At 48.8% G+C, this 14047-nt stretch carries 11 protein-coding genes and 1 riboswitch; of the genes, 7 read left to right on the forward strand and 4 right to left on the reverse strand.

The genetic code is table 11. The features are described from left to right. Positions 1-10: 10 nt before the first annotated feature. A riboswitch (yybP-ykoY riboswitch) is annotated at positions 11-120 on the reverse strand. A 204-nt stretch (positions 121-324) separates the two neighbouring features. The 3 genes from glyQ to G7083_RS06080 all read left to right on the forward strand — a co-directional run bounded on the left by glyQ (position 325) and on the right by G7083_RS06080 (position 4906). Further along, the gene (gene glyQ / locus G7083_RS06070) at positions 325-1242 is read left to right on the forward strand and encodes a glycine--tRNA ligase subunit alpha (protein WP_166013988.1); all 918 of its coding nucleotides are present in this window, start codon (positions 325-327) and stop codon (positions 1240-1242) included. A gap of 14 nt (positions 1243-1256) precedes the next feature. Continuing rightward, entirely contained in the window at positions 1257-3338 is a 2082-nt protein-coding gene (gene glyS, locus G7083_RS06075) for a glycine--tRNA ligase subunit beta (protein ID WP_166013989.1), read from the forward strand. Between the two features lie 311 nt (positions 3339-3649). Next, complete coding sequence (locus G7083_RS06080) at positions 3650-4906, forward strand: valine--pyruvate transaminase (protein ID WP_166013990.1); 1257 nt, start codon at positions 3650-3652, stop codon at positions 4904-4906. Positions 4907-4979: 73 nt separating this feature from the next. Here G7083_RS06080 and gyrB read toward each other — a convergent pair whose 3' ends face one another. Genes gyrB through dnaA form a run of 4 tightly spaced genes read right to left on the reverse strand, consistent with a single transcriptional unit; the run spans position 4980 to position 11084 of the window. Further along, entirely contained in the window at positions 4980-7397 is a 2418-nt protein-coding gene (gyrB, locus tag G7083_RS06085) for a DNA topoisomerase (ATP-hydrolyzing) subunit B (protein WP_166013991.1), read from the reverse strand. An 11-nt stretch (positions 7398-7408) separates the two neighbouring features. Next, positions 7409-8509 carry a DNA replication/repair protein RecF gene (gene recF, locus G7083_RS06090; protein ID WP_166013992.1) on the reverse strand — a complete coding sequence of 367 codons (1101 nt, stop codon included), beginning with the start codon at positions 8507-8509 and terminating at the stop codon, positions 7409-7411. 18 nt (positions 8510-8527) lie between these two features. Beyond that, a complete protein-coding gene (dnaN, locus tag G7083_RS06095) occupies positions 8528-9628 on the reverse strand; it encodes a DNA polymerase III subunit beta (protein ID WP_166013993.1) in 1101 nt (366 codons plus the stop codon). Positions 9629-9680: 52 nt separating this feature from the next. Continuing rightward, positions 9681-11084 carry a chromosomal replication initiator protein DnaA gene (gene dnaA, locus G7083_RS06100; protein WP_166013994.1) on the reverse strand — a complete coding sequence of 468 codons (1404 nt, stop codon included), beginning with the start codon at positions 11082-11084 and terminating at the stop codon, positions 9681-9683. 573 nt (positions 11085-11657) lie between these two features. On the opposite strand from dnaA, the gene rpmH reads away from it, so the two are divergent. Genes rpmH through yidC form a run of 4 tightly spaced genes read left to right on the forward strand, consistent with a single transcriptional unit; the run spans position 11658 to position 14016 of the window. Next, a complete protein-coding gene (gene rpmH, locus G7083_RS06105; RefSeq protein ID WP_166013995.1) occupies positions 11658-11795 on the forward strand; it encodes a 50S ribosomal protein L34 in 138 nt (45 codons plus the stop codon). 45 nt (positions 11796-11840) lie between these two features. After that, positions 11841-12164 carry a ribonuclease P protein component gene (rnpA, locus tag G7083_RS06110; RefSeq protein WP_240911933.1) on the forward strand — a complete coding sequence of 108 codons (324 nt, stop codon included), beginning with the start codon at positions 11841-11843 and terminating at the stop codon, positions 12162-12164. Beyond that, positions 12131-12388, forward strand: a complete 258-nt coding sequence (yidD, locus tag G7083_RS06115) for a membrane protein insertion efficiency factor YidD (RefSeq protein WP_166013997.1) — start codon at positions 12131-12133, stop codon at positions 12386-12388. The genes rnpA and yidD overlap by 34 nt, the downstream gene beginning before the upstream one ends. A gap of 2 nt (positions 12389-12390) precedes the next feature. Then, on the forward strand, positions 12391-14016 hold the full coding sequence (gene yidC, locus G7083_RS06120) for a membrane protein insertase YidC (RefSeq protein WP_166013998.1): 1626 nt from the start codon (positions 12391-12393) through the stop codon (positions 14014-14016). The last annotated feature ends 31 nt before the right edge of the window (positions 14017-14047 follow it).

Raw genomic sequence — 14047 nt, forward strand, 5'->3', positions numbered from 1 at the left:
GGTCTTGCTAAACCTGAAGGCTCAAGTCTCACACACCATGGTCATTGAGTACCAAATATGTTGATGTGTGAATCGCTAAGTTGACCACTTAACGACCAGCTACTCCCCAAAGACGGGGCGGATTTTAGCCACATCGCGTTCCGAGTGCAACCTTTTGTCTCCAGCTTAATACACTGGTTACCCGCTAATAACCAGCATGCAGCGATAAAAGCGCAATCTGCCCAATAAATCAGCAAGATTTGCTCTACTTTGTCAGCCAATAACTGGGTATACTCCAGTGTTATTTTTTATCAATTCAGACAGAAGAATCGCGCGAACCTGACTATGCAAAAATACGACATCAAAACCTTTCAGGGTATGATCCTCGCGCTGCAGGATTATTGGGCCCAACAAGGCTGTACTATTGTGCAACCACTCGACATGGAAGTGGGTGCAGGTACTTCTCACCCGATGACTTGCTTACGAGCATTAGGCCCTGAACCTATCGCGACCGCGTACGTTCAACCCTCACGCCGCCCAACCGACGGCCGCTACGGTGAAAACCCAAACCGTCTGCAACACTACTACCAGTTTCAGGTGATCATCAAACCCTCACCAGACAATATCCAAGAGCTGTACTTAGGTTCACTACGTGTACTGGGAATTGACCCTTGTGTGCACGATATCCGCTTTGTGGAAGACAACTGGGAAAACCCAACCTTAGGTGCTTGGGGTCTGGGCTGGGAAGTGTGGCTGAACGGCATGGAAGTGACTCAATTTACTTACTTCCAACAAGTGGGCGGCCTTGAGTGTAAACCAGTCACCGGTGAAATCACTTACGGTATTGAGCGTCTTGCGATGTACATTCAGGGCGTCGATTCAGTTTATGATCTGACCTGGAACGATGGCCCACTTGGCAAAGTGACTTACGGTGACATCTACCACCAAAATGAAGTTGAGCAATCCACTTACAACTTTGAACATGCGGATGTGGATTTCCTGTTCACTTACTTCGACCAGTGCGAAAAAGAGTGCCAACACCTGCTGGAGCTTGAAAAGCCACTGCCACTGCCAGCCTACGAGCGGATTTTGAAAGCGGCGCACGCCTTCAACCTGCTCGATGCACGCAAAGCGATCTCAGTCACTGAGCGCCAGCGCTACATTCTGCGCATTCGCAACCTCACTAAATCGGTCGCCGAAGCTTATTACGCATCCCGTGAAGCGCTGGGCTTCCCTATGTGTAAGCCGTCACAACAGAAGTAAGGGGAACCGCACTCATGGCAAAAGAATTTTTAATTGAGCTAGGCACAGAAGAGTTACCACCAAAGCAACTGCGCACACTGGCTGAAGCCTTTGCGGCCAATTTTGCCGCTGAGCTAGCCGCCGCCGACATCGCACACCAAGGCGTGACTTGGTTTGCCACACCACGCCGCTTGGCTCTCAAAGTGGCCAATTTGGCTACAAGTCAACCCGATCGCGTGGTAGAAAAACGTGGCCCTGCGGTCAACGTGGCATTTGATGCCGATGGCAAGCCAACCAAAGCCGCCGAAGGTTGGGCTCGTGGCAATGGTATTACGGTAGAACAAGCCGATCGCCTAGTCACTGATAAAGGTGAATGGCTGCTGTTTAAAGAGCAAGTACAAGGCCAACAAACCGCATCTGTGGTGGTGGAGATGGCCGCCAAAGCGCTGGCTAACCTGCCGATTGCCAAACCAATGCGTTGGGGCGATAAAGAGACTCAATTTATCCGTCCAGTCAAAACCCTGACTATCTTGTTTGGTAGCGAGTTGATCCAAGGTGAAATCTTGGGCGTGAAATCGGATCGCATCGTACGCGGCCACCGTTTCATGGGCGAAGCGGAGTTCACCATCGAATCGGCTGAGCAGTACCCAGCAATCCTTGAACAGCGCGGCAAAGTCATCGCCGATTACGCAACGCGTAAAGCGCTGATCATTGAAGGCGCGCAACAAGCAGCGCAACAACTGGGCGGGATCGCCGATCTGGATGATGCATTAGTGGAAGAAGTGACCTCATTGGTTGAATGGCCTGTGGTAATGACCGCGAAATTTGAAGAAAAATTCCTCAAAGTTCCGGCCGAAGCTCTGGTGTACACCATGAAAGGTGACCAAAAGTACTTTCCGGTTTATTCGCACCAGATCGATGACGCCAACAAGAAACTGCTGCCGAATTTCATCTTCGTTTCCAACATCGAATCGAAAGAGCCTCGCCACGTTATCGAAGGTAACGAGAAGGTGGTGCGTCCACGTCTAGCGGATGCGGAATTCTTCTTCAATACCGACCGTAAGCGTCCGCTGGTCGATCGCTTAGCTCTGCTGGAAAACGCGATTTTCCAACAGCAACTCGGCACCATTAAACACAAAACCGACCGCATTACTGAACTGGCTGGCTACATCGCCGCGCAGATCGGTGCTGACGTTGAAAAATCTAAGCGCGCTGGCCTACTGGCCAAATGCGATCTCATGACCTCGATGGTGTTTGAATTTACCGACACCCAAGGCGTAATGGGTATGCACTATGCGCGTCACGATGGTGAAGCTGAAGAAGTAGCCGTTGCACTGAACGAGCAGTACATGCCACGTTTCGCCGGTGATGCACTGCCAAGCCGTGGCGTTTCTGCGGCGGTTGCGATGGCGGATAAACTCGATACTATCGTTGGTATTTTTGGTATCGGCCAAGCGCCGAAAGGCAGTGACCCCTTTGCGCTGCGCCGTGCTTCACTCGGTGTGCTGCGTATTCTGGTTGAATACGGCTACCCGTTGGATCTGGTCGATTTGATCGCCAAAGCCAAATCTCTGTTCGGTGACCGCCTGACCAATACCAACGTTGAGCTGCAAGTGATTGAGTTTATGCTCGGCCGCTTCCCAACTTGGTACCAAGATGCCGGCTTTAGCAGCGATATCATCCAAGCGGTGCTGGCGCGTAACCCAACCAAACCGGCGGATTTTGATCAACGCGTCAAAGCGGTATCACACTTCCGTGCACTTGAAGAAGCCGAAGCACTGGCCGCCGCTAACAAGCGGGTAGGCAACATTCTGGCTAAGTACGATGGTGAGTTAGCCGCAGAAATCGATCTGGCTTTGCTGCAAGAAGACGCCGAAAAAACCTTAGCGGAAGCCGTTGAAATCATGGCTGAAGCGTTAGAACCTGCGTTCGCAACCGGTGACTATCAACAAGCGCTGAGCAAGCTCGCTAGCCTGCGCGCGCCTGTTGATGCCTTCTTCGACAACGTGATGGTAATGGCCGACGATCAAGCGCTGAAGCAGAACCGTCTCACCCTGCTTAACAAGCTGCGTAACCTGTTCTTGCAAATTGCCGACATTTCGCTGCTGCAAAAATAAGCTCGCCCTGCTTTGATCTGACTAAGATTAAGCCCAACTCCTATGAGTTGGGCTTTGTTTTTCATCGCGCTCCCAAACAACTTGGAGTTGCAGGTAGGCGGCAAGTGAGTGAATCCCCATGAGCATAGATACGCTATGTGATTGGGGTGAAGGAACGTAGCCAACACCGCTGCAGCTTCAAGTCGGAATGGGATTCAAAAATAGTGCTTTGCCAGTTAAAAACATTGCGCTATGTTGAAACACTACTCTAAACGGCGGAGATCCCACCGGTATATCTTTCACAGACACAACAATCATTAGGTAGTCGAGCAATGCACTATTCCTCTTTTGGCGAAAAGTTTAATCGCTATTCCGGTATTACCCAGTTAATGGATGATTTGAATGATGGTCTGCGCACCCCTGGCGCGATCATGCTCGGTGGCGGTAACCCTGCCGCGATTCCTGCCATGCTCGATTACTTTCACCACACCAGTGCCGACATGTTGTCCGATGGCTCACTGCTGCATGCGATGACCAATTATGATGGGCCACAAGGCAAAGATGTGTTTGTGAAATCGCTGGCTAAGCTGCTACGCGAAACCTATAGCTGGGAGATCAGCGAAAAAAACATTACCCTGACCAACGGTAGCCAAAGCGGCTTTTTCTACCTATTTAACTTGCTGGCGGGTAAACAGCCCGATGGTTCACACAAAAAAATACTGCTACCACTGGCACCCGAATACATTGGCTACGCAGATGCGGGCATTGATGAAAATATTTTTGTCTCCTACCGCCCAGAGATTGAGCGGCTTGATCAAGGACTGTTCAAATACCATGTGGATTTTTCTGAGCTGAAAGTCGATGAGTCGGTCGCAGCTATCTGTGTCTCACGCCCCACCAACCCAACCGGTAATGTGTTAACCGAAGAGGAAATCCACAAACTCGACCAATTAGCGCGTGAATACGGTGTGCCGTTAATCATCGACAATGCTTACGGCGTGCCCTTCCCCAATATCATTTTTGAAGACGTTGAACCGTTTTGGAATGACAACACCATCTTGTGCATGAGCTTGTCCAAGCTGGGCTTACCCGGCCTGCGCTGTGGGATTGTGATCGCCAATCAAGCGGTCACCCAAGCGCTGACCAACATGAATGGTATCATTAGCCTCGCGCCGGGTAGTATGGGCCCTGCACTGGTACAACAAATGATAGAAAAAGACGATCTGCTAAGACTTAGCGAGCAGGTGATCAAACCGTTTTATCGCCAAAAAGCGCAACATGCGCTAGAACTGCTGCAAAGTGCGATTGATGATCCGCGTTTTCGCATCCATAAACCGGAAGGGGCGATCTTCCTCTGGCTGTGGTTTGATGAGCTGCCGATCACCACCATGGAGCTGTACCAACGTTTGAAAGCGCGTGGGGTGCTGATCGTACCGGGCGAATACTTCTTTATCGGCCAACCACAAGAGTGGCCACACGCCCATCAATGTTTGCGCATGAACTATGTGCAAAATGAAGCCGAAATGGCACAAGGCATCGCGATCATCGCTGAAGAAGTACAAAAAGCGTATCAACAGGCCAACGTCTAAACACCCAAACTGAGCAATGCAAAAAGCCCGCGAATTTCGCGGGCTTAATTTATAGCACTTAACGGGCGCTGGATTAGACGTCGAGGTTAGCCACTTTCAAGGCGTTGGTTTCGATAAACGCACGGCGTGGCTCAACTTGATCGCCCATCAAAGTGGTGAACAGTTCATCTGCGCCCACCGCATCTTCAATCGTCACTTGCATCATACGTCGCGTATCTGGATCCATCGTGGTTTCCCACAGCTGATCTGGATTCATTTCACCCAGACCTTTATAGCGTTGGATCGACAGGCCACGGCGTGACTCTTTGATCAGCCACTCCAGTGCTGCAGCAAAGCTGGTGATCGGTTGCACGCGCTCGCCACGCTTAATGAATGCGCCCGCTTCAATCAGGCCATCTAACGCTTGTGACAGATCAGCCAGTTTGGCGTACTCTTTCGAGTTGATCAGATCAGCACTCAATAAGTATTCATGGGTCACACCGTGAGTACGCACCTGAATTTTTGGCAGATACACATTCAGCTCAGCATTGTGCTCAACCAGTACACTGTATTGGCTGGCACCCACTTCTTTGGCATTCAGTTGCTCAACCAGACGCTCGGTCCAAGCTTGCACCGCCGTTTGGTCAACACACAACCCAGCACTGATACGTGGTACGTACAGCAATTCATGCAATAGCGCATACGGGTAACGGCGACTCATACGTTCCACCAACTTGATCGCGGCATTGTATTGCTGCACCAGCTTCTCAAGCGGCTCACCCGCTAACGCAGGAGCATCCGGATTAACGTGCAAAGCTGCGCCATCCATTGCTAGTGCTACTTGGTACTGGTTCATCGCATCTTCATCTTTGATGTACTGCTCTTGCTTGCCTTTTTTCACTTTGTAGAGTGGTGGCTGCGCGATGTAAATGTAACCACGTTCAATCAGCTCTGGCATTTGGCGGTAAAAGAAGGTCAACAGCAAGGTACGAATGTGCGAGCCGTCGACGTCCGCATCGGTCATGATGATGATGTTGTGATAACGCAGTTTATCTGGGTTGTACTCGTCACGGCCAATACCACAACCCAGCGCGGTGATCAGTGTCGCGACCTCTTGCGAAGAGAGCATTTTGTCAAAACGCGCTTTTTCTACGTTAAGAATTTTACCTTTCAGCGGCAGAATCGCTTGATTCTTACGGTTACGGCCTTGCTTAGCTGAACCACCCGCAGAGTCTCCTTCCACAATATACAGTTCAGATAATGCTGGGTCTTTTTCCTGACAATCGGCCAATTTGCCCGGCAAGCCGGCTAAATCAAGCGCACCTTTACGACGAGTCATCTCACGGGCTTTACGTGCCGCTTCACGTGCGCGCGCCGCATCAATAATCTTGGAGCAGACGTGTTTCGCTTCGCTCGGGTTTTCCGCCAAGAAGTCCGCCAGTTTCTCATTCATCGCCGATTCAACCGCTGATTTCACTTCAGAAGAAACCAATTTGTCTTTGGTTTGGCTAGAGAATTTAGGATCTGGCACTTTGACCGACACGACCGCCGTCAAACCTTCACGGGCATCATCACCGGAAGTCGCGGCTTGCGCTTTCTTCGAGAAACCTTCTTTGTCCATGTAGTTGTTCAACGTACGGGTCAAAGCTCCACGGAAGCCGGCTAAGTGGGTACCACCATCACGCTGTGGAATATTGTTGGTAAAGCAGTAAATGTTCTCTTGGAAACCATCGTTCCACTGCATCGCCACTTCGACACTGATACCATCTTCACGCTCTTGATTGAAGTGGAATACCTTTTCATGGATTGGGGTTTTATTGCGGTTTAAGTGAGAAACAAACGCTTGAATACCACCTTCATACATAAAGTGGTCTTTTTTATCTTGTTCACGCTCATCGGCCAACTTGATCGACACGCCAGAGTTGAGGAATGACAGCTCACGCAAGCGCTTGGCAAGAATGTCATAATGGAATTCAATATTGGTAAAGGTTTGAGCACTTGGCCAGAAACGTACCGTAGTACCGGTACGCTCACTCTCACCGACTGCGGCGAGTGGCGCTTGTGGCACACCATGGTGATAGATTTGTGAATGGATTTTGCCACCACGATAAATCGTCAGTTGGACTTTTTCCGACAAGGCGTTAACCACCGAAACCCCAACCCCATGCAGACCGCCGGAGACTTTATAGGAGTTATCATCAAATTTACCGCCGGCGTGCAGTACGGTCATGATCACTTCTGCCGCCGAAACTTGCTCTTCAGGATGCATTTCAGTCGGAATACCACGACCGTCATCGCTGACTGACACTGAGTTGTCTTCGTGGATAGTCACCACGATGTCTTTACAGTAACCTGCCAACGCTTCATCAATTGAGTTATCCACCACCTCAAAAACCATGTGGTGCAGACCGGTGCCATCATCCGTGTCGCCGATGTACATACCCGGACGCTTACGTACTGCATCCAGCCCCTTCAGTACCTTAATACTCGATGAATCGTAATTGTTCGACATGAGTTACTCTCTCACTCTATTGATCCTTGCTCTATTACACCATGGGCAACATGAAAAGTTTTACTGGACTCATCCAACATATCCGCCACTTGGCTTTCGGTAATAGAACTTACAAAAACCTGCGCCCCCGTCCCTTTAAGGCTATCTGCCAAACGTTGGCGACGTAGGCTATCCAATTCGGAAGCAAAATCATCGATAAGATAAATGCATTGCTTGCCGGTTAACTCAGTAAGGTGCTGACCTTGCGCAACTCGCAACGCACACACCATTAATTTCAATTGCCCCCGTGATAACACATCTTCGACTGGGGTTGCGTTGACCTTGATCCGCAAATCGGCTTTATTAGGGCCGCTAAAGGTGTAGCCTAATTGCTGATCTCTTTCGAAGTTTTTTTGCAGAATTGATTGATAAGGCTGATCTTTTTCCCAACCTCGATAGTACTTTAAATCAATCTCAAATTCTGGCAAAAATGCGCGACATAACTGCTCTGCCACATTTTTCAATTGATTGACATAATGGGCTCGCCACTGGTCAATCTGCTCCGCCAAATTGGCTAATTCTTGATCCCAATAACTCAGTTCACGGTAGCTGTGCGCGCTTTTCAATAGCGCATTGCGCTGCTTGGTCAGCCGCTTAAACCGCCCCCATGCTTCATAAAAGGCGGGTTCAGTATGAAACACCCCCCAATCGATAAAAGCACGGCGCTGTTTCGGTCCATCGGTCAGCAGCTCAAAGCCTTCCGGATGAATCAGTTGCAATGGCAAAATTTGCGCTAATTGCGCCAGCTTCTGCCCAGTTTGGCCGCCTATTTTAACCTCTGTTGAGCCATCACGCTGCTTATTAATGCCAACCGGTAGCTCAAATTGATCAGAGCTCAAACCATGCTCACAAATTCGACCATGGATAAACAGTTCTCGGCACTCGTTTTGAATGATCCGCCCCGTCAGTGCGGTTTTAAAAGAGCGGCCATGACCAAGCAGATAAATCGCCTCAAGCACACTGGTTTTACCGCTGCCGTTTGGCCCAATAAGAAAGTTAAAGCCTGCTGATAGGCGAATATCACAGGCTTTAATATTACGAAACTGTTGGATCACTAACCGAGAAAGCGGCATGGCAACTGGATTACACCTTTAAAGACGGATCGGCATCACCACATACATGGCACTGTCATCCACGACATTTTCCACCAAAGCGCTGGCATTCGCGTCCGACATTGACACACGCACTTGGTCGCAACGCAAGGTATTGAGCACATCCAAAATGTAGCTGACGTTAAAGCCAATCTCGATCGAATCGCCATCAAAGTTCACATCCAGCAACTCTTCAGCTTCTTCCTGCTCTGGGTTGTTGGCGGTAATCCGCATTTCGTTATCGGCTAAATTGACCCGCACGCCACGGAATTTTTCATTGGACAGGATCGCGGCACGCGAAAAAGCTTGGCGTAATTCATCACACCCCGCTTCAAGCGTTTTACTGGTATGTTGCGGTAATACACGGCGATAATCCGGGAAACGGCCATCAACCAGCTTAGAAGTGAAAACAAAGTGGTTCACTTCTGCTCGCAAGTTAGCATTGCCGATTTGCAGTACCACTGGCTGCTCTGGCGCATCAAGCAATTTGACCAGCTCGAGTACCCCTTTACGCGGCACAATGATCTGTTTTTGCGCAAAATCCGCACCAAGCTGAGCTTGCGCCACCGCCATACGATGACCATCGGTTGCTACGGAACGCAAAGTCGATCCTTCAATCTCAAATAGCATACCATTTAAGTAATAGCGTACATCTTGATTAGCCATTGAAAACTGGGTTTTTTCAATCAGACCACGTAGCTCGGCCTGGGTGAGTGACACTTGCACTTCACTTTGCCAATCTTCGATATTTGGAAAATCACTGGCTGGTAGCGTGGCCAGCGAGAAACGGCTACGACCTGAGCGCACTTGAATGCGATCGCCTTCGAGCAGCACAGTAATCACTGCGCTATCTGGCAAACCACGGCAAATATCTAAAAACTTACGGGCTGGCACGGTAATGCTACCGGCTTCAAATTCACCTTCTAGGGTGACGCGGCTTAGCAATTCAACTTCCAGATCCGTCGCGGTCATTGATAGTTGATTATCTTCCACCTTGAGCAACAAATTACCCAAGATCGGCAAGCTAGCACGGCCACCCAAAGTGCCAGATACTTGCTGCAATGGTTTAATTAAGTGGCTACGTTCAATGGTAAATTTCATCGTCTTCTCTTCAACGAAAGTGAAAGCAAAGTACACTAAACCATAGCGCCAATTAAGAGGAAAGCGTACGGATCAGGTTCGAGTAATCTTCTTTGATATCGTGGCTTTCTTCGCGCAATTGTTCAATTTTACGGCATGCGTGTAATACTGTGGTGTGGTCACGCCCACCAAAAGCATCACCAATTTCTGGCAAGCTGTGGTTAGTTAACTCTTTAGCCAGTGCCATGGCTAATTGACGCGGGCGCGCTACGGAACGCGAACGACGTTTTGAGAGCAGATCGGCGACTTTGATTTTGTAGTATTCGGCCACCGTTTTCTGAATATTATCAATGGTGACCAGCTTTTCTTGCAGTGCGAGTAAATCCCGCAACGCTTCACGTACAAAATCAATCGTAATCGGTCGACCGGTAAAATTGGCGTTAGCGATCACCCGATTGAGTGCTCCTTCCAACTCGCGCACATTAGAGCGCAGACGTTTAGCAATAAAGAAGGCCACTTCGTCAGGCAGATGAATTTGGTGATCTTCGGCCTTTTTCATCAAAATCGCGACGCGAGTTTCTAGCTCCGGAGGCTCGATCGCTACCGTTAAACCCCAGCCAAAACGTGATTTGAGACGATCTTCTACACCATTGATCTCTTTTGGATAGCGATCAGACGTCAAAATGATCTGTTGGTTGCCTTCCAGCAGCGCATTAAAGGTGTGGAAGAACTCTTCCTGCGAGCGCTCTTTATTAGCAAAAAATTGAATATCATCGATCAGCAAGGCATCAACACTGCGGTAGTAGCGCTTGAATTCTTCAATCGCATTGTTTTGCAATGCTTTTACCATATCTTGTACGAAACGCTCGGAGTGCATGTACACCACTTTAGCGTTCGGGTTGTTATCGACAATCGCATTGCCCACCGCGTGCAGCAAGTGCGTTTTACCTAAACCCGTACCACCGTACAAAAATAGTGGGTTATAAGCCGCGCCAGGGTTATCGGATACTTGACGCGCTGCCGCTAAACCGAGCTGGTTAGATTTACCTTCCACGAAGTTATTGAACTTGTGTTTCGGGTTCACATTCGAGCGGTGAGTAATATCGGCCGCTGCGCTGTCGTCATCCCACGTTTTATGGATCGGTTTACGCTGAGCAAGCTGGGCCGGAGCTGAAGACTCTGCAGCCACATCGGCGGCAGTGCGCACCGGAGCAGGCTTTACTGCTACCACGCGGCGACTACCCACTTCAAAGCGCAGGCTAGGCACATCGTTACCACTAAATTCTAGCAGCAAGCGATTGATACTATTGAGATACTTATCGCGCACCCAATCTAATACAAAGCGGTTAGGCGCAAATAAAGTGAGAGTATTGTCATTGAGCTCCGCTTGGAGCGGACGCACCCACATACTAAATTCTGCGGCAGGTAGCTCTTCCTGAAGCCGTTGCAAACATTGCAACCATAGCGAAGATGACACGATTCCCTCACTCAAAAATCAACGATCGGTAAAGAGGGTCGATTCTACCTGTTGATAACTCAGATCGCCAGCGCTGGATCGATGATCCAGTGAATAAGATCTAAGTTATTCACATTGTTTTCGGGTAAATCGGTGAGATCCTCACACATTTTACTCGCACTACCCACATAATGATCCACATTGCTTAGGATCCTAACGAGTTATCCCCACTTTTCTATTCCTGTTCGATTGTTGTTAATAACTGACTATTTATTGGTTTGATCGCGAAATTCTTCCTCTATTATATTGCGTGAGCTGAAGCCTAAATCGCTTTATTACATTTGGATCCGTTAAGGATCCTTGAGATTTTGTGGTTTGCCCGTATAATCGGCCAACCGCAAATAAAGCGGCAACCAGAATGAATTCGCTTATAGCGTCGGTTCAGACTGGGGAAAGCCAATCATTGACAGCTTTTGTGACAGTGATTACAATTCCGCCTCTTTGTTGAGAGGCGTCGGCGTCTTCAGTGAAGACCATAATGCCCACGCCGGGTTAACTAAGAACCTAAAACTACTGATCAGTAAAGGTAACAACATGTCTAAACGCACTTTTCAACCTTCAGTTCTGAAGCGCAAGCGTAACCACGGTTTCCGTGCTCGCATGGCGACTGCGAACGGTCGTAAAGTTCTGAATGCACGTCGTGCAAAAGGCCGTAAGCGCCTGTCAAAATAATTCCGAATTATTTTGAGTACGTACGCATTCAATCGGGAGTTACGTCTGTTAACTCCCGAACATTATCAAACAGTCTTCCAGCAAGCTCACAGTGCTGGTTCGCCTCATCTCACGATTATCGCTCGCACTAATTCTCTTGCTCATCCACGTTTGGGACTTGCAGTTCCGAAAAAGCAGATTAAAACTGCTGTAGGCCGTAACCGATTCAAACGGATATGTAGGGAAAGCTTTCGTTTACATCAAAATCAGCTACCTAATAAAGATTTTGTTGTCATTGCGAAAAAGAGCGCGCAAGATTTGAGCAATGAACAACTGTTTAACTTGCTTGATAAACTATGGCAACGCCTCTCTCGCCCTTCTCGTGGTTAGCCATTGGTATTGTAAAACTTTACCAGTGGTTCATTAGCCCTCTTATCGGCCCACGCTGTCGATTCACTCCGACTTGCTCTACCTATGCAATAGAAGCGTTGCGAGCTCACGGTTTTATAAAAGGATGTTGGTTATCCACTCAACGTCTATTAAAATGCCACCCTTTGCATGAAGGGGGTTTTGACCCCGTTCCTCCAGTTCAAAAACAAGACAGAGATAAATAACGATGGATTCTCAACGTAATATCTTGTTAATCGCTCTGGCGTTAGTTTCTTTCCTGCTATTCCAACAATGGCAAGCAGCGAAGAATCCGCTACCACAAGCGACACAACAGGCTCAATCCACTGGCGCAGCTTCTGCTCCTTCATATTCAGATGAGTTAGATCCAGCGCCTACCCAGAATGTCGCGGCACAAGCAAAGATCATTACAGTGACCAATGACGTGCTAACTCTGTCTATTGATACGCTTGGCGGTGATATCGTCAATGCACAGTTGAATCAATATACTCAAGAGCTTGATGAGCCTGAATATTTTGTGCTGCTAGAAAGCGGCCAAGGGCATCAATTTGTAGCACAGAGTGGTTTAGTTGGCCCGCAAGGGATTGATGTCACCAGCAATAACCGCCCTGCTTACCAAATCAGTGCCGATAGCTTTACCTTGGCCGAAGGTCAAGATGAGCTACGCATTCCAATGACTTATCAAGCCAATGGTATTGATTACACCAAAACCTTCATCCTTAAGCGTGGCAGTTATGCGGTGGATGTGGTGTTTGATGTCGCAAACCACTCTGGTAACCCTGCTAGTTTAGGTATGTATGCTCATTTGCGCCAAAATCTGCTTGATTCTGGTGGTAACTTAGCGATGCCAACTTACCGTGGTGGTGCCTACTCGACCAGCGATGTGCGTTATAAGAAATACAGCTTTGACGATATGAAAGATCGCAATCTGAGCGCACCGAATAATGTCTCGGTTAACTGGGTCGCGATGATCCAGCACTACTTTGCTGCCGCTTGGATCCCACGTGATGAGCCACAAGCTCAACTTTATTCACGTGTGATTAATAATTTAGGCGACATGGGGATCCGCACACCAAATAAAACCATTGCCGATGGCGAGCAGGCCGAGTTCAAAGCCAGTCTATGGGTCGGTCCAAAGCTACAAGACCAAATGGCCGCTGTTGCGCCTAACTTAGACTTAGTGGTTGATTACGGTTGGCTGTGGTTTATTGCCAAACCACTGCACTGGTTACTATCGGTGATCCAGAGCTTTGTCAGCAACTGGGGCGTGGCGATTATCTGCCTCACCTTTATTGTGCGTGGTGCGATGTACCCACTGACCAAAGCCCAATACACTTCCATGGCCAAAATGCGCATGCTGCAACCTAAACTGCAAGCGATGCGTGAGCGAATTGGTGATGATCGCCAACGCATGAGCCAAGAGATGATGGAGCTGTACAAGAAAGAGAAGGTTAACCCACTCGGTGGCTGCCTACCTATCCTTCTACAAATGCCGATTTTCATCGCGCTATACTGGGCACTAATGGAATCGGTTGAGCTACGCCATTCACCTTTCTTTGGCTGGATTCATGACTTATCAGCGCAAGATCCTTACTACATCTTGCCACTGCTGATGGGCGCAAGTATGTTCGTTATCCAAAAAATGAGCCCAACCACGATCACCGACCCAATGCAGCAGAAGATCATGACCTTCATGCCTGTGATGTTCACCTTCTTCTTCCTGTGGTTCCCATCAGGTCTGGTACTGTACTGGCTGGTATCCAACATCGTAACGCTGATCCAGCAAACGCTGATTTATAAAGCGCTGGAGAAGAAAGGCTTACACACCAAGTAAGTTTGATTAAGTAATAAAGAGGCGGCCAAAA

Source organism: Vibrio sp. HDW18, assembly GCF_011306175.1.
Taxonomy (GTDB): domain Bacteria; phylum Pseudomonadota; class Gammaproteobacteria; order Enterobacterales; family Vibrionaceae; genus Vibrio; species Vibrio chanodichtyis.

Bases quoted from the DNA above. Each gene is read 5' to 3' on its own strand.
- glyQ (WP_166013988.1), top strand. From the start codon at position 325: ATGCAAAAATACGACATCAAAACCTTTCAGGGTATGATCCTCGCGCTG.
- glyS (WP_166013989.1), top strand. From the start codon at position 1,257: ATGGCAAAAGAATTTTTAATTGAGCTAGGCACAGAAGAGTTACCACCA.
- G7083_RS06080 (WP_166013990.1), top strand. From the start codon at position 3,650: ATGCACTATTCCTCTTTTGGCGAAAAGTTTAATCGCTATTCCGGTATT.
- gyrB (WP_166013991.1), bottom strand. From the start codon at position 7,397: ATGTCGAACAATTACGATTCATCGAGTATTAAGGTACTGAAGGGGCTG.
- recF (WP_166013992.1), bottom strand. From the start codon at position 8,509: ATGCCGCTTTCTCGGTTAGTGATCCAACAGTTTCGTAATATTAAAGCC.
- dnaN (WP_166013993.1), bottom strand. From the start codon at position 9,628: ATGAAATTTACCATTGAACGTAGCCACTTAATTAAACCATTGCAGCAA.
- rpmH (WP_166013995.1), top strand. From the start codon at position 11,658: ATGTCTAAACGCACTTTTCAACCTTCAGTTCTGAAGCGCAAGCGTAAC.
- yidD (WP_166013997.1), top strand. From the start codon at position 12,131: ATGGCAACGCCTCTCTCGCCCTTCTCGTGGTTAGCCATTGGTATTGTA.
- yidC (WP_166013998.1), top strand. From the start codon at position 12,391: ATGGATTCTCAACGTAATATCTTGTTAATCGCTCTGGCGTTAGTTTCT.